Below are 19,621 nucleotides of genomic sequence, written 5' to 3'. Positions count from 1 at the left end.
GGCTCTCTAATCACTGACGATACAATTTCTGCCATTGTCTTTCGCTTTGTATAGGTTCTCGTCTGCAAACATTAACATCGATTCTATTTTACGTTTGAATTTGCTGGTTACGCCAATACTCACAGTACACTGAACGCTAACACCTTTGCGTGTGAAGCGCTTTTTGCTAATGGCAGTGCGGAAATTGTCGAGAAGGGGTAATGCCTTCGTTAAGCTTACATTAGGCAGAAAAACACAAAACTCTTCACCACCAAAGCGCGAAATAACGTATTCATTGAAGTGTTTGGCCAATAATTTAGAGAACTCTTTTAAGACAACATCTCCGTGGTCGTGGCCAAAAGTATCATTAATGGTTTTGAAGAAATCTAAGTCCATTAAGGCTAATGTCTTGTGCTTTAAGTCCCTGTTAAGGTGCTCATTCACTTGTAGAAAGAAATGTCTTCGATTCGGCAGGCCGGTAAGGTAATCCGCATTAGCAGTCTTCCTAATTAATTCTATTTGTTCGAGGTATTCGATGTTCTGCATTACGCGAACGAAAAACTCTTCATGGCAATATGGTTTAGCTAAGTAATCGTCCGCGCCGCTTTTCAGAAAGTTAGCGAGCACACGAGAGTTTTCCCCCGCCGTACTGGCAAGTGAAGAACCAATAATGCTTAAATTGTCTTTGTTAAAGTTGCGACGAACTTCGGATACTGCATCAATTCCCAAACCGTTCTTGAGGTCATTATCTATGATCATTAGTTTGATATTCGCATTTTCACTTAAGTAGTCAGTGAGGGATTCTGCGCTTGAACGCTCATGAATGATAAAGTTGTGTCTTTTAAGGAGGGAGGTCATTGCACTGCGGCGCTTTCGTTGCGAATCAACCACCAATACCCCAATGTTTTTATTCTTCTCTAAGCGAATGAGCAGGCGGCTTAAATACTCATAGATTTGTGCGTTCTTCTTTGGAATATAATCAACTACGGCTTTGCTAAGAATATTATCTCTTATATCGCCATCGGTGCTTGATGTAATCACTATCACGGGAACGAATGAGTCGATAGCGAAGTCAATTGCCTCACCATGTTGAGCATCGGGCAAATTATAATCGACTACGGCGCATAAAAAACTCTCAGGGGAACTATTATTAAAGATAGTTTTAGCTTGCACAAGTGTCGTTGCACTGATTACGTCAAGATTTGCTTTGCCAATGACACGCTTCAAGACTCGCAAGCTCGAGAGGTCGTGTTCTATTAGCAGTACCTTATATTTCATGCTGTAAAGCTCATAAAATCATGCCTTAATGAATGATACTAATGCATTCTTAAGCTGTGTGCGATGCAAAATTTCGTATATCATTGAAATAGCCGTAAGTTTTGGCTTTTAGAACTCGCACTAACTGAAGCCAAAGCGAATTAGGATTTTATATTTAGACCAATGATATATGAGAGCCACACACAAGAGCATTCGCAATGAACAATATTGACATTCTGGCGTTTAGCGATGAACTCGCGCCTCACTTTGAAAGCATAAATGCGCAATGGATTAATGCTATGTTTATTTTAGAGGATATAGATAAACAGGTGCTTCAGCAGCCTCGCGAACATATTATTGATAAAGGGGGAAAGATTTGGTTTGCAAAGCATCCGGAGTTGGGAGTGATTGGAGCATGCGCCCTGCTCAATAAGGGCGAGGGGAATTTTGAGCTAACCAAAATGGGCGTGCTTGATTCTGCTCGGGGGCTAAAGGTGGGAGAGTTGTTGCTGCAATTCGTCATTAAAGAAGCCGTAAAAATGCCAGTAAATTGTTTGTTTTTACTAACTAATGCGAAGTGCGAAGCCGCCATTCATCTATATGAAAAAAACGGCTTTGTGCATGACCGAGATATTATGCAAACTTATGGGCAAAGTTACGAGAGGTGCAATGTGGCAATGCGTTACGCTCCGCAACAAGCTTAGTAACATTCAAGATCCAAGATTTAGACTCCAATATTCAAAAAAGCTTATAAAACTCACCAACAACTTGGCTCAGATCAATGCACGCAGATCATGAGGTGCTATTATGAAACTATGACATCGGTCTTTTTCTATTCTGGTATTCTTTCATGCAATCTGTCGTTTCACAGTTTCAAAACAAAATAAATTGGTCAGAGATCATCAAATCAGGTGATCGCATCTTCCTAGGCTCGAATGCTGCTATCCCTAACGCCCTCGTCGATAGTTTGATTGCTACGGGTAAAGATATTAAAGACATTGAAGTCACTCATATAGGCACATTATCCGACGAACGCTGGGCTTTAAAGGAACATCAGAAACAGTTCAAAGTGAACACTTTTTTCATTCATGGCAAAGTGATTCGTCAAGCCGTTGATGAAGGAAGAGCTGATTATACTCCGTGTTTTTTATCTGAAATTTCTAGTTTATTTTCAAACGATATACTGCCGTTAGATGCGGCGTTAATCATGGTGAGTCCGCCAGATGAACTCGGCTATTGCTCACTCGGTGTATCAGTTGATGTAGTGATGTCTGCGGCGCGTTCGGCTAAAAAAATCGTTGCACAAATCAACCCACTTATGCCGAGAACAGCAGGTCACTCCTTTCTCCATATCTCTGAGTTTGCGGCATGTATTCAGCATGAGCAAAGCCTGCCAGAAATTAAGCCTGCCGAGAAAAGTGACATTTATGAGCGCATAGGTCAGTACGTTTCAATGCTGGTTGAAGATGGAGCTACTCTGCAATTAGGGATTGGTAAAATTCCAGATGCGACATTGCGATATTTGGGCAAACATAAAAACTTAGGAATTCACAGTGAAATGATCAGTGATGGGGTAATTGAACTGATTCAAAAAGGGGTGATCAATAATCGTGCTAAAACCTTTCACCCGGGTAAGTCGGTAGTCAGTTTTTGCATGGGTACAAAGCGTCTATACGATTTCGTGCATGACAACCCTCATGTCGAGTTTTACCCTTCGAGTTACGTTAACAAGCCGACAAATATAGCTAGAAATGACAAGTTGGTTTCAATCAATAGCGCTTTAGAAGTTGACCTAACGGGACAGGTAGTTGCTGATTCAATAGGGCATGATTTTTATAGCGGTATTGGTGGGCAAATGGATTTTGTTACTGGTGCAACTTTGAGTAAAGGTGGTAAGCCTATAATCGCATTACCTTCGACGGCGAAAGGTGGTACGGTTTCACGCATTGTGGCGAACATACAGGAAGGAGCCGGTGTGGTGACGTCTCGCGGAAACGTCCACTATATCGTGACAGAGTTTGGTGTCGCGAGCTTAAAAGGTAAGAGCATTCGAGAGAGAGCATTGGAATTGATTCGTGTAGCACACCCCAAGTTTAGGGAAGGCTTGCTTGAGTCTGTCAGACAGCATTATTGGGTGCCAGATTACCAAACCAAGTATCCAACAGATATTCCCGAACTGGGTGAGTTACAACTTCAAGAAGTAGATGTTCACGGCGAAGTTTTTTATCTAAGGCCGCTTAATCCTGCAGATGAACGACGGCTGCAAGAATTTTTCTACTCGCACACGAAGGAAACCTTGCGCTTGCGCTACAACTATGTCCCACAGGGGATGAGCAGACAAAACTCCTGCGACTTAGTAAGCGTTGATCAAACAAAGGATATTGCCTTGACCATTGTTAACCAGCAAGGCTCAAGTGTAAAAATTGAAGCTGTTGGGCGCTATTACTTAAATGCGGATAATTCCTGTGAGGTTGCTTTTGTTACTCGCGAAAATCAACAAGGCAAAGGTATGGCTTCCCGACTGATGAAAGAGATGATTAACATAGCGACAAAAAGGCACTTAGCTAAGATGGTCGCTTATGTGCGTAGTGAAAATAAACCGATGATTGCCGTATTTGAACAATTTGGGTTTAAACGCGTTTTCAATCCCGATCCAGCAGAAGTCGAATTAGTCTTGTTTTTGGAGGAACATTAAATGCCAGTTACCGTAATTAGCAGTCCAAAATGTTTGCTGCACGATATGGATCCAGAGCATCCAGAGCAGCCCGCGAGGTTGCATAGTATTAATGACCAAATTATATCCTCGGGGCTGGAGTTTGCGGTTCATTTCTCAGATACAAAGGCTGCAGAATTGAGTCAACTGTACCGTGCTCACGACCCAAAGTTTGTTGATAAAGTCATAGCAGAAGCGCCAAAAGAAGGGCACCGTTGGTTAGATGACGATACGTTAATGATGCCTGATTCATTGGGCGCAGCTATGCACGCTGCAGGAGCCGGAGTGCACGCGGTCGATTTACTCATGAAAGGGGATTCGAGCAAAGCATTTTGTTCGGTACGTCCGCCTGGTCATCACGCGGAGCACGCTAAGTCGGGCGGCTTTTGTATATTCAACAATATTGCAGTAGCGGCTTTACATGCGCTAGAGCATTACAATTTGAAAAAAGTCGCGATAATTGATTTTGATGTGCATCATGGAAACGGCACAGAGGATATTTTTAAAGACGACGAACGCGTTCTTTTCTGCTCTTCGTTTCAACATCCTTTTTATCCATTTACTGGCGATAAACCCGCTAAAGATCATATCGTTAATGTGCCTGTACCTGCGGGAACTAAAGGCGCAGAATATCGAGAACTGGTCATGCCTTGGTTTGATAAATTAGATGCATTTGCGCCAGAGTTGATTTTTATCTCTGCGGGTTTTGATGCACATGCAGAAGACTCATTGGGGCATCTTAGGTTGGTTGAAGCTGATTACGAGTGGCTGACTTTGCAAATAAAGGCAGTTGCAGACAAACATTGTGGCGGTAAAATAGTGTCCATGCTTGAAGGTGGGTATGCCTTAAGCGCTTTATCTCGCAGCGTTGTTACGCATATAAAGGCTTTAATGACATAAAACGACTATTAAACTCGATCCTACCTTTTTAAAATTGAGTATTCCCTTATACTATTGAAAAATATAAGTATCCAACAGCATATTCAAGCGCATTCTCTAAGTTTGGTTTAGCTTAGTTGAGTTCAGCTTAGCTTGCACGAATTGCGAATTTAGGCTGTGTTTAGATTAGGCTTTGTCTATTTAAGATATAGAAGGTAAAAGACGATAATGAAATATTCTCCACTTGGAAGTTCAGGTTTATCAGTGTCTCGCGTTTGTTTGGGAAGCATGACTTGGGGCGTGCAAAACACTCAAGCAGATGCCGACGAGCAAATTGAATATGCAATCGAGCGTGGTGTTAACTTTATCGATACGGCCGAAATGTATCCTGTTCCACCTTCTGAAGAAACTTACGGTGATACAGAGCGGTGTATTGGCGATTGGTTATCTCGCCATCCTGAAAAGCGTGAAGATCTTATCATCGCCTCAAAAATAGCGGGCCCAGGATTTACTTATATTCGTGACAATGACTTGATTAGCAGTGCGACGATTGAAAAAGCATTAGAAGACTCACTGGCGCGTTTGCAAACAAATTACATCGATGTTTATCAACTTCACTGGCCAAACAGGAATTCACCACACTTTGCTAAACACTGGCCCAATAATGTGAAGCCAAGCCAACAAGATGTGAAAGCTGAGAAAGTAAGAATGCGGGATATCGTTGAAGGTATTGGTAAAGCACTTGATAGCGGCAAGATCAGACACTGGGGGCTGTCTGATGACACCACGTGGGGTATTCATACATACTTAAACTTGTGTGAAGAACTCGGTGTAGCGAAACCGGTTTCTATTCAAAATGAATTTAGTCTACTGCACATCAAAGATTGGCCGTATCTGATTGAATCTTGTGTGTTTGAAGACATCGCTTATTTGCCTTGGTCACCATTAGCGAGCGGCGTTTTGTCAGGTAAATATATTGGTGGGGCAAGGCCTGTAGGTAGTCGTTGGACAATGACTCAACGACAAGGTTTATTCCGCGATACTACGCATTCAAATCAGGCAGTTGTAGCATATTGTGAAGTAGGCAAAAAACACGGTATGACGCCTAGCCAACTGGCACTGGCATGGTGCGATCAAGTTGATGGCGTAACATCTACGATTATCGGTGCGACTAAAATGTCCCAATTGAAAGAAAATATTGACGCATTTGACATGACATTATCTGAAGCTTGTTTAGCGGATGTTGAAGCAGTATTGCAACAATACTCTGCACCATTTTAATTAGTACAATAATTGGTAGTAGGGCCGATTTAACTAAGCATCGAGCCCTAGCTTCTCTACAATAGCAGTGACATCTTGTCTGAAGCGCGTTTTTCTGAGCGTTCCGTTAATCTGTCCTAAGCCATAATGCTCAATCTGAGATTGAGCATAGAAGAAGCTTTCACACTTAATTTCAGCAAAGCTTAGCTCGTCGAAATCCAGGGTATCCATCGATCTCTCAAACACGATCAGATCAGTTAGACGGCTCACGTAATAACTAAAGGCAACAATTTTTTGTTGTTCCTCTGACAACGCAGACTCTTCAAGTTTATTTACCATTGGCAAAATGCTTGCACCAATGCTTTCGACAATCTCTTCGGGGAGTTCTGCATTTTTTGCAAAGGCTTTACCCATTATCGCCGGATTGGTGCCGAATTCTTTTTGTATGCTTTTTATTCTTTTGAAATAGTTAGAATGGTTCAAATAGTATTTAGCCACTTTAGGCTTGGCAGTGAGTATTGAGATGTCACCAAGGTAATCAAGTAAGCAACGAGTCGATAGCTCTGCAGAATTATCTAGTTTTAAATCCTTGGCAATCAGCAAGCCAATTGAACTAGCAAGGAAGCTCGCTTTCCAGATTTTGTGATAAGCCAACTTTTGCTCATTAGTTGCAAAGTCAGCACTGCGCTCTAAGGCAAATTGCATGGCAATATTCTTTGCTTGCAGAACACCTAAATAAACGATGGCATGATTAATTGTGGTAATTGACTTACGCAATGCAAATAACGATGAATTTGATACTTTAATTACTTTTACAACCAGCTCTGGGTCATTTTTAATGATATCTAAAAGCTGCTTAGGATCGTTGATATCACGTGTTAATGACATCAACAAAGGATGCGGTTTTTTTAAGCTGGTTGCTGAATCGATTAGTTTTTGCTGTTTTTTGTCAGCAACGTCTTCGAGTAACTCAAAAGTAGTAAACTCTTCTGAGACTTGAGGAACATCTTTCGGATTACGAAGCTTAATACTAGGTTCGGCGACGGTTTCCTCAATGCCGACGAACGTATTTTTGGGTTCTGTCCTTTTCGCATTCGGGTTCTTCGTCGCAATAGTCGACTTTTTACTCATACGATATAGGAACAGAACTAAGATGAGTCCTACAATCGCAATTGAGTTGATAATAATATCTAAGGGCACTGAAAGCCTCTATTAAGCTTTATCCATATTTGCATCTTACTATATCCCTAAGTATAGCTTATGCATAGAATTTGATCTAAAGGTATGTTTTTAGACATTTATGCATTCGTGATGTTCGCATCATTATTATATTCAACAAAAAAATCTACGCTATGGAGCGTAGATTTTTAGTTTTTATTAAACTTAAAGGGGCTACTTTATTACTTGCACAGCCTTAAGATATAAGTCTACAAATAGTTAAAACGCATACTTCAATGAAAATTGAACTCGCGTCATGTCGCCATCAGCACCCGATTCAATCTCTCTAGTTGCTTGTTTAATTTCGCCGCCAACCGTGATTGCTTTTGTCGGTGAATACAGCAAGTTAGCGCTGATGCTGCTAGTGCTTTCTGTCGCGGATACTCCCGTAAGTGCAACGTCGTTATCTACTGACAATGAAGCGAACATGAAGTTTGAACGTGTTTTGCTGTTCCAAACATGGCGGTATGCAATTGAATATGCTGTTGAGTCTATCGTCTCTAAATTACCATTTGCATCGATTACAGCGCCATTGACCGTATTTAAAGCTAAATAGCGACCTAAACCAGAACCCGTGCTAAGAGACAAGCGAATATCGTCTTTCTCACCTACTTTTATTTTTGAGTTAATACTGATACCAGCAGAGGAAACGCTATCATCTATTGTACCTAAGTCGTCGTAGCTTAACTGGCGAACGATACCAGCAACAGACAGGTGCCCCCAATCAGCAGAGTGCGTATAACGAACAACAGCATCTGGCATCGCGCCGTCATCAGCAACAATTCGTCCGCCGCCACCAAAAGGTGTAATTGTGGTTTCTGAATTTTCCAATGAGAATTCCCAAGCGCCTGTTTTATATTTCACGAGAGCTTGACGGTTAAACGCTACGCCATCTGTATTCCCAACGAAATCAAGAGACTCAGGTAAGGTTCTAACGTCTTGGAAAGTACTCCAAGTTTGACCAACGGTCCAGCCCTTATAGCTAATGAATGCGTGACGAATTCGGGGGACATATGAGTTACTTACACGCTCATTACCGCCTGGAGTTACTAAGAAATCAAATTCCAACACACCAGTAATGCTGTCGCCTTCATCGGTTTTGGTGTTCGTTGTAAAGCGAAAACGGCTTTGTTTGATGTGTGCATCAAACTGCGTATCTTCATCTGCACCACCAACAGGTGTTAGACCTGGTAAGTAGAAATCACGACCAATGCTTTGTGTACCTAGCGTGCCATCTGAGTACGAACTAAACATTGCGTCAGCTTTAATATATCCGCTGAACTTAACATCAGTGCCTGCCAACATGTCGGCCTGTGCATTCATCGAAACTGAAGAAATGCCAAGTGCTAATGAAACCGCTAGTGCAGACTTTAATATTGAAATTTTCATGTGCGTATCCATCTTCTTAAACGTTAAAAGTGTGTAAAGTTATCGTTATTTGTTGTTAATATTACGTAAAACCTCGAGGATTCAAATTAGCGCATGGTCTATCATACTAAGGTCGTAGACGGCGTAAAAATCTCTAATACTTCGAATGATACCAAAGTCTCATTTTTGTTTATCTATTTAAGTTTATTGTAGAGGTATTAAAATTAATTATTTTTTAGCATGTAATAAACGGAGACAACATTATGTCGGCCAATAAACTTTATCCAGTGCCAGAATCATATAAGCAAGATACCTTGCTCACGCCAGAAAAGTACAATGCGATGTACGAGCAGTCAGTGACTGACCCAGAGGCTTTCTGGGCTGAGCAGATGACGCAAATTGACTGGTATAAAAAACCTAGCATTATTAAAAATACGACGTTTGATGCTTCAGAACTTTCTATTAAGTGGTTTGAAGATGGCGAATTAAACGTCAGCTATAATTGTATTGACCGTCATTTGGCTACACGCGCTAAAAAAACCGCACTATTTTGGGAAGGAGATTCACCCAACGATAGTCAAAAAGTGTCATATCAAGAATTGCACTATGAAGTTTGCAAGCTTGCGAATGGTTTGAAAAAGCTTGGTGTGAAAAAAGGCGATCGTGTAGCTCTTTATATGCCGATGGTGCCCCACGCTGCATATGCCATGCTAGCTTGTGCTCGCATTGGTGCTATTCATTCCGTTATTTTTGGCGGGTTCTCTCCCAATGCTATTGCCGACCGTATTAATGACAGCCAGGCTAAAGTGGTTATTACATGTGATGAAGGCCGCAGAGCGGGTCGTTCAGTGCCGCTTAAAGCGAATGTTGATCAAGCACTTGCGAATGGTGCCTGCCCATCAATCACGGCAGTGGTAGTGCATAAATTAACAGGCGGTGACGTTAAGACAAACGAGCTCGATGTTTGGTGGCACGATCTTATTGATGATTGTTCAGCGCAGTGCGAACCAGAAGTGATGAATGCAGAAGATCCACTCTTTATACTTTATACTTCCGGCTCGACGGGTCAACCAAAAGGCGTCGTTCATACGACTGGCGGATATCTCGTATACACATCAATGACATTCAAATATGCCTTCGATTATCGCGAAGATGATGTTTTCTGGTGTTCGGCGGATGTGGGTTGGATTACAGGCCACAGTTATATCGTTTACGGACCTTTAGCAAATGGTGCGTCACAAGTATTCTTCGAAGGTGTGCCGACTTATCCTGACATTCGTCGCTTTGCTCAAATTGTAGAGAAATATAAAGCGACCACTCTCTACACTGCACCAACAGCTATTCGTGCATTAATGGCGCATGGCGACAAACCCATCGAAGGTTGTGATTTATCCTCATTGCGAATATTAGGTTCGGTGGGCGAGCCAATCAACCCAGAGGCTTGGGAGTGGTATTACCGTACATTTGGTCGAAGTCAGTGTCCTATTGTTGATACCTGGTGGCAAACTGAAACTGGTGGCGTGATGATTACTCCAATGCCGACTGTGCATGATTTAAAACCTGGTTCTGCCACACGCCCGATGTTCGGCATTCAGCCTGCTTTGTTTGATGCTGAAGGCAATGAACTAGAAGGTGCGGCTGAAGGTAACCTAGTCATTAAAGATAGTTGGCCGAGCCAAGCAAGAACGGTTTACAACGATCATAAACGCTTTATTGAAACCTATTTTAGCGCTTATCCAAACGTTTATTTCACCGGAGATGGTTGTCGTCGCGATGAAGATGATTATTTTTGGATTACCGGCCGTGTTGATGACGTATTAAACGTATCGGGTCACCGCTTAGGAACTGCTGAAATAGAAAGTGCCTTGGTTGCGCATCCTGATGTGGCTGAAGCTGCTGTTGTTGGGTACCCGCACGACATAAAAGGTCAAGGGATCTATGTTTACATTACTGCGAACGAAGGTGTTGAGGTCAATGATGAGCTGACAGCACAAATTCGCAAGTGGGTGCGCACTGAATTAAGTCCAATTGCAACACCGGATATGATTCAGTGGACTAATGGCTTACCGAAGACGCGCTCTGGCAAGATCATGCGCCGTATCCTGCGTAAAATAGCAGCCAATGAACACGCAAACTTAGGTGATACATCAACATTGGCAGATCCGTCTGTTGTTGATAGACTCATCGAGGAGCGATTGAACAAATAAAAGGAATTGGTATGGTAAACCTGCTGATAGCAGACGACCATCCTCTGTACCGTGATGCCCTGAAAGGGGCATTAGGTATGGCGTTTAGTGAACTGAATATACTTGAGTCTGGCGATTTGAATGAAACAGTAAATATGCTTGAACAGCATGATGTTGATTTACTGCTACTCGATTTACATATGCCAGGCAGTAGTGATCTTTTCGGATTATTACATATCCAAAAATCCTTCCCGGATTTGCCAATAGCAGTTGTTTCTGGCACGGAAGACGCGTCACTTATCTCAAAAGTTGTTGGTGTCGGCGCAATGGGTTTCATACCCAAAACAGCCAGTGCAAAAAATATCAGCGATGCTGTTAATGCTATGCTTGATGGCGATGTATGGGTGCCAGAAAGCGTTCGTCAACAAATTGAACAGGTTGATGAAAACTTCTCGGTATTAGCAGAAAACGTCGCTAGTTTAACACCTGCACAATACAAAGTGCTGTGCTACATGCGCGACGGTCTACTTAATAAGCAAATTGGCTACAACTTAGAAATTGCAGAGGCAACAGTCAAAGCTCATGTCACAGCTATTTTCAGGAAGCTTGGCATAAATAATCGTACTCAAGCAGTATTGATCGCTAGTGAATTGCAGCTAGAGCCTCCCACTAAATAAGGCAATTTTTTATCATCGATTTGAAATGATGACAATTCCATGACAAAAGTGAAGTTAAAAATAGATAAGCTGGTTTCATCAACGTAATATCACCTTAAGTGAGGATGAAACCAAATGAAATTAATCGCAAACTCTATCAAAGCGGCAGTAGTTGCCGCGCTTGTTATTGCTCTAGCAAACTGTGCTACAGCCCCTTCAGAAAATGAGGCAAGGCGTGACTCAAGCGCAAAGGCCGCAAATGAAGTTAAGGCAGAAGCTCAAGCTCAAGCACAGCGACGTGCGAAGCAAAAATCTGAAGCCAGTGAAGCCGAAAGAATTAGCGTCATCGCAAGTAGACTAAAAGCTGATGACGATACGGTGCTTGCGGATCAAAATCAGCCCTTGCCTCCAAGGGCACCTGAAGCCTTAATTTCCGACACTTTAAAACAGCTACTTACTCAAGTAAAAACGAACAATGAGTTATTAGCACACAGCCAAAGAGACGCAGAAACAGGTTTTAATAATCAGCCTTTTACTCATAACTTGACGCAAGCACAGAAAGAAGAATTATACCGTCTGGTGTCTCGCCATCCAGAGTCTGTTGGACAAATATTCAAGCGTTATCGCGTAAATCCCACAATCGAAACAGAATATAATGCAATATCTACTTTTGCGATGGATGTCGACAATGGCTCATTCAAACTTGCGTCAGCGATGTTACACAGCAACAGAATGCCAGACCCTGCAGGTATTAGAGTTGAGGAATTTGTGAATGCACTCGATTATCAGTATCAACACAGTGATGACTTATTTGCCTTAAGCGCCGAGGCAATGCGGTCGCCTTTTCGTGAGGGGTTTTATTTATTACATGTCGGCGCTCAAACACGGGAACTTAAGGCAGGTGAGAGAAACCCAAGTAATATTGTACTCGTTGCAGATGTGTCGGGCTCTATGGGCTCTGACGATAAAATCGAATTGCTTCAAGTTGCGATGAAAACCTTGGTGTCACAATTAGATAAAAACGATAGAGTTGCGCTTGTGGCATATAGTGACAATGCAAAAGTACTTTTAGACCCAACTCGCGCTTCAAGCAAACGAAAAATCTACAAGGCCATTGAACGCCTGCGAGCTAACGGTAGCACCAATGTTGAGGCTGGGTTAAAAACGGCCTATCGTTTGGCAAATGAAATGCAAGAGCCTGGGTTTAATAATCGCGTCATCCTGACATCTGATGGAATGGCAAATACGGGCTCTCGCTCACCTGAAGCCATATTGTCAACTATTAACGATGCAAAACAAAATGGTATTTTTTTAACGACCCTCGGTGTTGGTAAAGAAGTCTACAATGATTATTTATTAGAACAATTAGCGAACCAAGGCAACGGTACTTATTTGTATATTGCTGATTTAGATGATGTGCAGGAAGTCTTTGTTGATAATATTAACAGCCAACTTCAGACGGTAGCTAAAGATGCCAAGATTCAAGTGGCATTCGACCCAGCGATCGTTAGTCATTATCGACTTTTAGGTTATGAGAATCGCCACTTAGAAACACAAGATTTTATGGATGCGGAAAAAGATGGTGCAGAAATTGGCGCAGGTCAAAAAGTCACAGCAATTTATGAGATAAAGCTAGCTGAATCGATAAGAGAGAATTTACCAAGAGCGAAAGCGATTGCAAGCTTAGCTGTCTCGTATAAGAAACCGGAAGGAAAGAAGGTCTTTCAAATTCAGAAGAACATTCCAGTCAGCATTATCCAGCAGAACGTTGAGCATACTTCTGCCGATAGTTTGCTGTCTTTCTCAATGGCTGCGTTTGCTGAAAAGTTACGCCAGTCGTATTGGGCAAGATTTTATACTTATCATGAAATTGAAGGCTTGTTGTTGACACTGCCACGAAACTATCAAGCGCATCAACAAGTGAAGGAGCTAAAACAATTAATTTCAATAGCAGAACGATTGGATAATGGCTATGACGAGTTCGAAGCAAATTACCCTATATCCAAGGTAAGTTTTGAAAGAGTACCTTTACTTGACTAACTCAAGCGAAAAACCAAGAACAAGCGTTGCCCATGTTGCTACTTACGCAACGCTTGTGATGGTGGGCTTACTCATTGTCGTAATGCTGGTAGTGGAGCACAATCAGGCGAAAAGTTTGGTGCAAGATAACCAAGTATTGATGCGTGACATTGTGCTTAAAACAATGCAATCAAATATATCCAACTTAGTCGCCGAATACCCTTTAGATAAAACTGATATTGAAAACAATTGGCTAACATTAGAGCCAAATTTTGAAGCGTATAAAGATAGCGAAGCAATCTATCCTTACCGATTCAATGGGACAATAAGTAGTGAGCCTTCAGAATTGTGGCATGACTATCGGGACGCAATTGATGATAGCAAGCAAAGCGATTTATATGAGAAAAGCGACTTAGCTGGCCAAAACAATCTATCCCTCCAAGGTGAGTTATCAGGCCAAGGAGGTCTCTCAAGTAATGAAGGTCTCTCAAGCCATAGCCTTGAGAGAATAAAAGCGCTTATTGCACTTAAAAACGCGTTGGCCTCGTCCGAGCCGGAAATGATTAGGCAGTCGATAGATAAATACTTCACTCATGTCCAAAACTATCAGTTGTCGGTATTGGAAGAAATCGTTAGCGCTTTGAGCTTTTTGCGAATCGACAAAACTTCACGCTGGAATGATGTATTGATTGAGCAAATATTGAAGCAGCAGAGCCCGCAACCGAAGCCTTTGTTTGACTATCTATTTAAACAAAATAAGCGACTTAACTCCGCCGATTTACGCAAGGCTTTGGAAAACTTAAAAGAGGTATTGGCACCAACAGCTATTGATCAAACCTGGTTTGAAAAAAATGCGCGAGCACTTTGGCAAGAGAATCGTCAATTGCCGGTAAGTGGTTTTCAACACTTTACTATCATCGACCATGTCTATTTAGTACTTAAACCCAATGACAATATTACTTTAGTCTTGCCATTCAACATTCAAGTTGAGCTTCAGCAGGTACAAACGCAGTTGATTGAACAAGGGGTTCTTGACGTAAGCGATCAAATCGAAATCAGCCATTTGTCAGATACGCCTAGTCAAATACATTTGTCAGAACTGGCATTCGATATAAACCGCAAGCAGTGGCAGGAGCAAATTCAACGTCAGCGCATCTATTTTGTAGCAAAGCTAATAGCCACCTCAGTGCTAATTATGGCGCTATTGATTTTAGCCAGGTGGATTGCAAGTCGCCAACAAAAAAAGCTTGAGTATATTCAAATGCGGGAAGGCTTTGTCAATTTGGTCAGTCATGAGTTGAAAACGCCCTTAGCATCAATTCGCATCATGATTGAAACCTTGCAAAAGAGAAATGAGCGCGCATTGAGTATTAAAGACTACCCTGAAAAAATCATTGCTGAAGTCGATCAACTATGGATGATGGTAGACAATTTACTCTCGATGAATCACATAAAATCGAAGGAGCTGATACTTAATCTAGAACCTTGTAATTTATATGAAATCGTTGAGCGAGTAAGACTTAAACTCAAAGAAAATGACAGTATTGTTGTTAGCATAGATAACAAAATACCCACTCATATTCACCTTGAACTCGACGTTTTGTTATTCGAGCTGGTGCTAGTTAATCTGATATCTAATGCTGTGAAATACTGCGATAAGGATGTTTCAGTTATTGAGCTAGACTATGATCTTAATACACATTGCCTATTCTTTCAGGATAATGCCTGCGGCATTGCGCAAGAAAATTGGAAACGCGTATTTGATGACTTTTTTCGTGAGGATAAGCAATTATCGAGACAAGGAACAGGGATAGGATTATCCTTATGTCAGCAGATTTTAAAACTGCACAATGCTAGTATTTCGATTCAAGAGTCGAGCAACAAAGGCACGCTTTGGTGTATGGATTTGAGCCAACTGGAAAGGAACAGGGAAAGTGACACATAGCTTGCTCATTGTTGAAGATGATAAAAACCTGCGCGAAACACTAGCCGATAATTTGGAACTCGAAGGTTTCAAGGTATTTACCGCTGGCACTCTTGAAGCAGGCGAGCGTGTATTGGAAAGCACACCAATTGATTTAATTGTGTTGGATGTGATGTTGCCAGATGGTGAGGGCTTCTCTTTATGCCGCTGGGCGCAACAACATATGTCTGTGTCTATTCTCATCTTAAGTGCTCGAACACTTGAGAAGGACATCGTTGAGGGCTTCATTGCTGGTTGTGACGACTATGTGAGTAAACCTTATCGTGCCACTGAATTGATATTGCGAATTAAAGCCCTGTTAAGGCGTCACACAAGTGCCAAGCTTATCGATCAGAATGTGACGACTACCTCTAATATAAATGGCTTCACGGTTGATTGGGGTCTGCGTGTAGTTAAAAATCAAGGGCAGGATTTACATCTTACGAAAACAGCATTCAACATCCTAGAGTACCTATATCAGCACCGAAATCAATGCTGCAGTCGAGACGATATCCTAGACAATGTATGGGGTAAGAATATGTACGTTGATAATCGCACGATAGACAACTTTGTGTCGCAACTTAAGAAACAGCTGAGTTTGTCAGGCGAAAAGCCATTTAAAATTAAGACCATTCGAGGGGTTGGCTACAGCCTTGTAGCTTAGAGAAATGCGAGAGATTCCTTCAAATCAATGACTTAGCATATGCCAAAAAAAGGCGCGCTATTAATAGCGCGCCCCGTGAACAAAACTAGCATCCCGAATCAAATCGCAAGTACTAAATCGCAAGTACTAAATCGCAAGCATTAAAGCGCCGTTTCCAATATTTTACGACTAACATCCGGTGTAATGTCACCATGTTCACCTAACTTCAGCATGCCATGTTGCTTGAGTTTTTCGATCAGCAAATCAATATCACCTTTACCAAGTTCAACATGTGAAAGTCTTGTTGGAACTTGCATCGTTTCGAAAAACTGCTCGGTCAATTCAATCGCACGATTGATACGTGAATCTTCATCACCTTCAGTTAAATTCCAAATGCGCTCGGCGAATTGAAGTAGTTTCTCTCGTTTTGCTTTGGCGCATACTTTCATCACCGCAGGCAATACAATCGACAATGTGCGAGCGTGATCGATACCGTGAGTACCTGTTAATTCGTGACCAATCATATGGGTAGCCCAATCTTGCGGCACTCCCGAACCGATCAGTCCGTTCAATGCCATCGTTGCTGCCCACATGATATTGCCGCGGATCTCTATGTCTTTCGAAGTTTCTGGCGCTAGTGCTTTCGGACCTTCTTCAATCAATGTCAGCAACAAACCTTCAGCAAAACGGTCTTGAACTTTCGCATTGACGCTATAAGTCAGGTATTGCTCCATTGTGTGAACGAATGCATCGACAACACCATTACTAATTTGACGTTCAGATAACGACAAGGTGACCGCGGGGTCAAGCACTGCAAAAATTGGGCGAACTAAGGGGCTTTGGAATGGTAACTTGTTTCCATCACGCGTGACTACTGCGCCTGTATTAGACTCGGAGCCTGTGGCAGGCAAAGTTAATACGCAAGCGAGAGGTAAAGCCTTGCGAATGCGTGCTTGTTTACTGACGATATCCCAGGGCTCATCGCCTTCAAATAAAGCAGCTGCAGCAATAAATTTAGAACCATCAACAACGGATCCACCACCCACTGCCAGGATGAAGTTGATATTGTGTTCTTTAATAGTATCTTGGGCTTCCATCAATGTGTCGTAGCTTGGGTTTGGCTCTATGCCGGAAAACTCAAACCAAGTGTGGTTCGATAGAGCATCACTAACTTGATCAAAAACTCCATTATTTTTGATCGAACCACCGCCGTAGGTTACTAATACCTTAGCATCACTCGGTATGTTTTTTCTGATTGAAGCGATTTGTCCTTCGCCAAACAGAATTTTTGTTGTGTTCTCGAAACTAAAATTTAACATGAAAAATATCCCTAATTGCTTATAAAAGATGACTGCTAAAAAGCAGTCATTACATCAAATTCCTGTGGCCTAAACTAAGCTTGCTAACAATTTTTGCGCAGCTAACTCCGAGCTAGCAGGGTTTTGGCCGGTAATCATTAAACCATCCTGAACTGCAAATGCACTCCAATCAGCTACTTTGTTGTACTTACCGCCGCGTTTGATCAGCTCATCTTCTAACAAAAATGGTACGACTTCACTCAACTGAACCGCTTCCTCTTCGCTATTTGTGAAACCGGTGACGGCTTTATCTTTAACGTAGAACTCACCAGTCGGATCCTTAATGTTTAAGAATGCAGCACTTGCGTGACAAACAGCTGCGATTGGTTTGTCCGAAGCTAAGAAGTTTTCAATTAATCGAATTGAATCCGCGTTGTCTGCAAGGTCCCACAATGGGCCGTGCCCGCCAGGATAAAAAACAGCATCGAAATCATTAGAGTCCAGATCTTCCAGTTTTACTGTATTGGCAATCAAGGCCTGTACTTCTTTGTCGGCATCATAACGATGAGTGGATGGCGTTTGAAAGTCGTCTAACTCACTTTTTGGGTCAATAGGGGGCTGACCACCTTGTGGTGACGCCAAAGTTACTTTCAAGCCGGCATCTACAAAGGCGTAATAAGGAGCAGCAAACTCTTCCACCCAAAATCCCGTTTTCTCGCCCGTATTGCCCAACTCGGCGTGAGAGGTTAAGACCATTAGTATGCGTTTCGCTGGATTCTGTGTATTCATAGTTTTCTCTCCTTCTAATAATAAGAACGACAAGTATAAAACTTGAAATTAAATTAAACAATGAGGATAAAATGAATAACATTGTTTTAAAAATTAATACAGAGTCTGCTACAATGCCTTATGAATCTACATTTTGAACAATTAAAAAGTATGGTGGTGTTTGCTCAAGTCGTCGAGCAGGGCAACCTCACCGCTGCGGCTAAGCATATTGGCCTTTCGCGAGCGGTGGTTAGTTATCACATCAAAAAGCTAGAATCTCAGCTGGGTGTCAAGCTACTCAATCGCTCCACGCGTTCAATTTCGCTTACGGAGGCGGGCTCAGAATACTATCAATCATGTCGAATAATCTCTGAACGTGCGATTACAGCCAATCAGCAAATGGAGAACATGAAGAGTGAGCCTGAAGGTTTGCTGAAGATTACCTGTCCTGTGAATGTTGGTTTGCAAATGGTCGTGCCTGCATTAAATCATTTTCGTAGTCTGTATCCAAAAATTGAACTAGATGTCATGCTTACGGATGAAGTAGTGAATATACTGCAAGAAGGAATCGACCTAGCGATAAGAGGAGCACCTTTGCCAGATTCAGGCTTGCAAGCGAGTAAGCTTTCTACGCTTACAACCTGCTTATGCGGATCGCCAGATTATTTCAAGAAAAGAGGTAAACCCAAGGAACCGTCGGACCTACAAGAGCATGATTGGGTCGTTTACAAATTAACATCTGGCGCAATAAAGCTAAGTAAGGGGAGTCAGTCATATAGTATTGCAGTCAAAGGTGGTATCAGCACTAACAATGCAGCAGCCAGAACGGCATTTATCGAAGGTGGACATGGATTAGGTCGTATCCCTGTTTACGATGCTTGGCCAAAAATTAAGAATGGCACCCTAGAATCTGTCTTGGATGAATATCAACTAGAAGACATTGATATTTATGGTGTGTTCCCGCCAGGCACTGATAGCTCGAAGAAATTGAGGCTTCTTCTAGACTATTTGAAAGACTATTTCATCAAAATTGATAGGCAAAAACAGAGTGTGTTGCCTAGTGCTAAAAAATGATATTTCTATTCGATGAATAGTTTTTCTTAACATTATCGGTAAGATAACGGCAATTTTTTTGGGCTATCTGCATTCTGGGGTTGGAAAATCTGTTTTCGACCCTACGGTGCAAAAACATCAGCTGGTTGGAAGTTGATTTCTCGGGTACGCTGAGTGAAATAAAGCGACGTTGACAAAGTCACTCTTGACTGGCAGTTGCCATCCAATCGCGGTCATAGCCGATACATCCAACACGTTATTTGAAACTTCCCACCGTCATCACCGCGAAGGCGGTGACCTCCAACTATTTAGAGAAATGTTTCGATAACAACAGATTTTATGTTATTGAAATAACTTCTTT

At 42.0% G+C, this 19,621-nt stretch carries 15 protein-coding genes; 10 read left to right on the top strand and 5 right to left on the bottom strand.

All coding sequences use genetic code 11. From position 1 onward, the window contains the following. Window positions 1-6: 6 nt before the first annotated feature. Window positions 7-1,257: a diguanylate cyclase gene (locus ACKLNX_RS01440; RefSeq protein WP_412970955.1), complete on the bottom strand. Its 1,251-nt coding sequence runs from the start codon at window positions 1,255-1,257 to the stop codon at window positions 7-9. Window positions 1,258-1,454: 197 nt separating this feature from the next. On the opposite strand from ACKLNX_RS01440, the gene ACKLNX_RS01435 reads away from it, so the two are divergent. From ACKLNX_RS01435 to ACKLNX_RS01420, 4 genes are all read left to right on the top strand, one after another. After that, on the top strand, window positions 1,455-1,940 hold the full coding sequence (locus ACKLNX_RS01435) for a GNAT family N-acetyltransferase (RefSeq protein ID WP_412970954.1): 486 nt from the start codon (window positions 1,455-1,457) through the stop codon (window positions 1,938-1,940). Window positions 1,941-2,086: 146 nt separating this feature from the next. Then, the gene (locus tag ACKLNX_RS01430; protein WP_412970953.1) at window positions 2,087-3,931 is read left to right on the top strand and encodes a GNAT family N-acetyltransferase; all 1,845 of its coding nucleotides are present in this window, start codon (window positions 2,087-2,089) and stop codon (window positions 3,929-3,931) included. Next, window positions 3,932-4,849: a histone deacetylase family protein gene (locus ACKLNX_RS01425; protein WP_412970952.1), complete on the top strand. Its 918-nt coding sequence runs from the start codon at window positions 3,932-3,934 to the stop codon at window positions 4,847-4,849. Between the two features lie 207 nt (window positions 4,850-5,056). After that, complete coding sequence (locus ACKLNX_RS01420) at window positions 5,057-6,109, top strand: aldo/keto reductase (RefSeq protein ID WP_412970951.1); 1,053 nt, start codon at window positions 5,057-5,059, stop codon at window positions 6,107-6,109. 33 nt (window positions 6,110-6,142) lie between these two features. Here ACKLNX_RS01420 and ACKLNX_RS01415 read toward each other — a convergent pair whose 3' ends face one another. Together ACKLNX_RS01415 and ACKLNX_RS01410 are read right to left on the bottom strand one after the other, a co-directional pair. Continuing rightward, window positions 6,143-7,288, bottom strand: a complete 1,146-nt coding sequence (locus ACKLNX_RS01415) for an HDOD domain-containing protein (RefSeq protein ID WP_412970950.1) — start codon at window positions 7,286-7,288, stop codon at window positions 6,143-6,145. Window positions 7,289-7,525: 237 nt separating this feature from the next. Next, window positions 7,526-8,695 (bottom strand): DcaP family trimeric outer membrane transporter, encoded by a 1,170-nt coding sequence (locus ACKLNX_RS01410; protein ID WP_412970949.1) that lies wholly within the window; start codon window positions 8,693-8,695, stop codon window positions 7,526-7,528. Window positions 8,696-8,937: 242 nt separating this feature from the next. Between ACKLNX_RS01410 and acs the strand changes: the two genes are divergently transcribed. The 5 genes from acs (at window position 8,938) to ACKLNX_RS01385 (ending at window position 16,162) form a co-directional block, all read left to right on the top strand. Beyond that, the gene (acs, locus tag ACKLNX_RS01405; RefSeq protein WP_412970948.1) at window positions 8,938-10,881 is read left to right on the top strand and encodes an acetate--CoA ligase; all 1,944 of its coding nucleotides are present in this window, start codon (window positions 8,938-8,940) and stop codon (window positions 10,879-10,881) included. Window positions 10,882-10,892: 11 nt separating this feature from the next. Further along, a complete protein-coding gene (locus tag ACKLNX_RS01400; protein ID WP_411693240.1) occupies window positions 10,893-11,537 on the top strand; it encodes a response regulator transcription factor in 645 nt (214 codons plus the stop codon). Between the two features lie 114 nt (window positions 11,538-11,651). Beyond that, window positions 11,652-13,556, top strand: a complete 1,905-nt coding sequence (locus tag ACKLNX_RS01395) for a YfbK domain-containing protein (protein WP_412970947.1) — start codon at window positions 11,652-11,654, stop codon at window positions 13,554-13,556. Next, window positions 13,549-15,480 carry a sensor histidine kinase gene (locus ACKLNX_RS01390; RefSeq protein ID WP_412970946.1) on the top strand — a complete coding sequence of 644 codons (1,932 nt, stop codon included), beginning with the start codon at window positions 13,549-13,551 and terminating at the stop codon, window positions 15,478-15,480. Before ACKLNX_RS01395 ends, ACKLNX_RS01390 begins: the two co-directional genes overlap by 8 nt. Continuing rightward, window positions 15,470-16,162: a response regulator transcription factor gene (locus tag ACKLNX_RS01385; protein WP_411693237.1), complete on the top strand. Its 693-nt coding sequence runs from the start codon at window positions 15,470-15,472 to the stop codon at window positions 16,160-16,162. The genes ACKLNX_RS01390 and ACKLNX_RS01385 overlap by 11 nt, the downstream gene beginning before the upstream one ends. 140 nt (window positions 16,163-16,302) lie before the next feature. On the opposite strand, the gene ACKLNX_RS01380 is transcribed toward ACKLNX_RS01385, so the two are convergent. Both ACKLNX_RS01380 and ACKLNX_RS01375 read right to left on the bottom strand, forming a co-directional pair. Then, complete coding sequence (locus tag ACKLNX_RS01380) at window positions 16,303-17,460, bottom strand: iron-containing alcohol dehydrogenase (protein WP_412970945.1); 1,158 nt, start codon at window positions 17,458-17,460, stop codon at window positions 16,303-16,305. Window positions 17,461-17,529: 69 nt separating this feature from the next. Further along, window positions 17,530-18,228 (bottom strand): type 1 glutamine amidotransferase domain-containing protein, encoded by a 699-nt coding sequence (locus ACKLNX_RS01375; protein WP_412970944.1) that lies wholly within the window; start codon window positions 18,226-18,228, stop codon window positions 17,530-17,532. A gap of 120 nt (window positions 18,229-18,348) precedes the next feature. Here ACKLNX_RS01375 and ACKLNX_RS01370 point away from each other — a divergent pair, with 120 nt between their 5' ends. Beyond that, window positions 18,349-19,281: a LysR family transcriptional regulator gene (locus ACKLNX_RS01370; RefSeq protein WP_412970943.1), complete on the top strand. Its 933-nt coding sequence runs from the start codon at window positions 18,349-18,351 to the stop codon at window positions 19,279-19,281. The last annotated feature ends 340 nt before the right edge of the window (window positions 19,282-19,621 follow it).

The sequence above is a fragment of the Glaciecola sp. MF2-115 genome, assembly GCF_047250385.1.
Taxonomy (GTDB): domain Bacteria; phylum Pseudomonadota; class Gammaproteobacteria; order Enterobacterales; family Alteromonadaceae; genus Glaciecola.
This window is presented reverse-complemented; position numbering and strand designations above follow the sequence as displayed.

Excerpts from the sequence above, each read along its gene's own strand:
- ACKLNX_RS01440 (WP_412970955.1), bottom strand. The coding sequence starts at position 1,257 with ATGAAATATAAGGTACTGCTAATAGAACACGACCTCTCGAGCTTGCGA.
- ACKLNX_RS01435 (WP_412970954.1), top strand. The coding sequence starts at position 1,455 with ATGAACAATATTGACATTCTGGCGTTTAGCGATGAACTCGCGCCTCAC.
- ACKLNX_RS01430 (WP_412970953.1), top strand. The coding sequence starts at position 2,087 with ATGCAATCTGTCGTTTCACAGTTTCAAAACAAAATAAATTGGTCAGAG.
- ACKLNX_RS01425 (WP_412970952.1), top strand. The coding sequence starts at position 3,932 with ATGCCAGTTACCGTAATTAGCAGTCCAAAATGTTTGCTGCACGATATG.
- ACKLNX_RS01420 (WP_412970951.1), top strand. The coding sequence starts at position 5,057 with ATGAAATATTCTCCACTTGGAAGTTCAGGTTTATCAGTGTCTCGCGTT.
- ACKLNX_RS01410 (WP_412970949.1), bottom strand. The coding sequence starts at position 8,695 with ATGAAAATTTCAATATTAAAGTCTGCACTAGCGGTTTCATTAGCACTT.
- acs (WP_412970948.1), top strand. The coding sequence starts at position 8,938 with ATGTCGGCCAATAAACTTTATCCAGTGCCAGAATCATATAAGCAAGAT.
- ACKLNX_RS01400 (WP_411693240.1), top strand. The coding sequence starts at position 10,893 with ATGGTAAACCTGCTGATAGCAGACGACCATCCTCTGTACCGTGATGCC.
- ACKLNX_RS01395 (WP_412970947.1), top strand. The coding sequence starts at position 11,652 with ATGAAATTAATCGCAAACTCTATCAAAGCGGCAGTAGTTGCCGCGCTT.
- ACKLNX_RS01380 (WP_412970945.1), bottom strand. The coding sequence starts at position 17,460 with ATGTTAAATTTTAGTTTCGAGAACACAACAAAAATTCTGTTTGGCGAA.
- ACKLNX_RS01375 (WP_412970944.1), bottom strand. The coding sequence starts at position 18,228 with ATGAATACACAGAATCCAGCGAAACGCATACTAATGGTCTTAACCTCT.
- ACKLNX_RS01370 (WP_412970943.1), top strand. The coding sequence starts at position 18,349 with ATGAATCTACATTTTGAACAATTAAAAAGTATGGTGGTGTTTGCTCAA.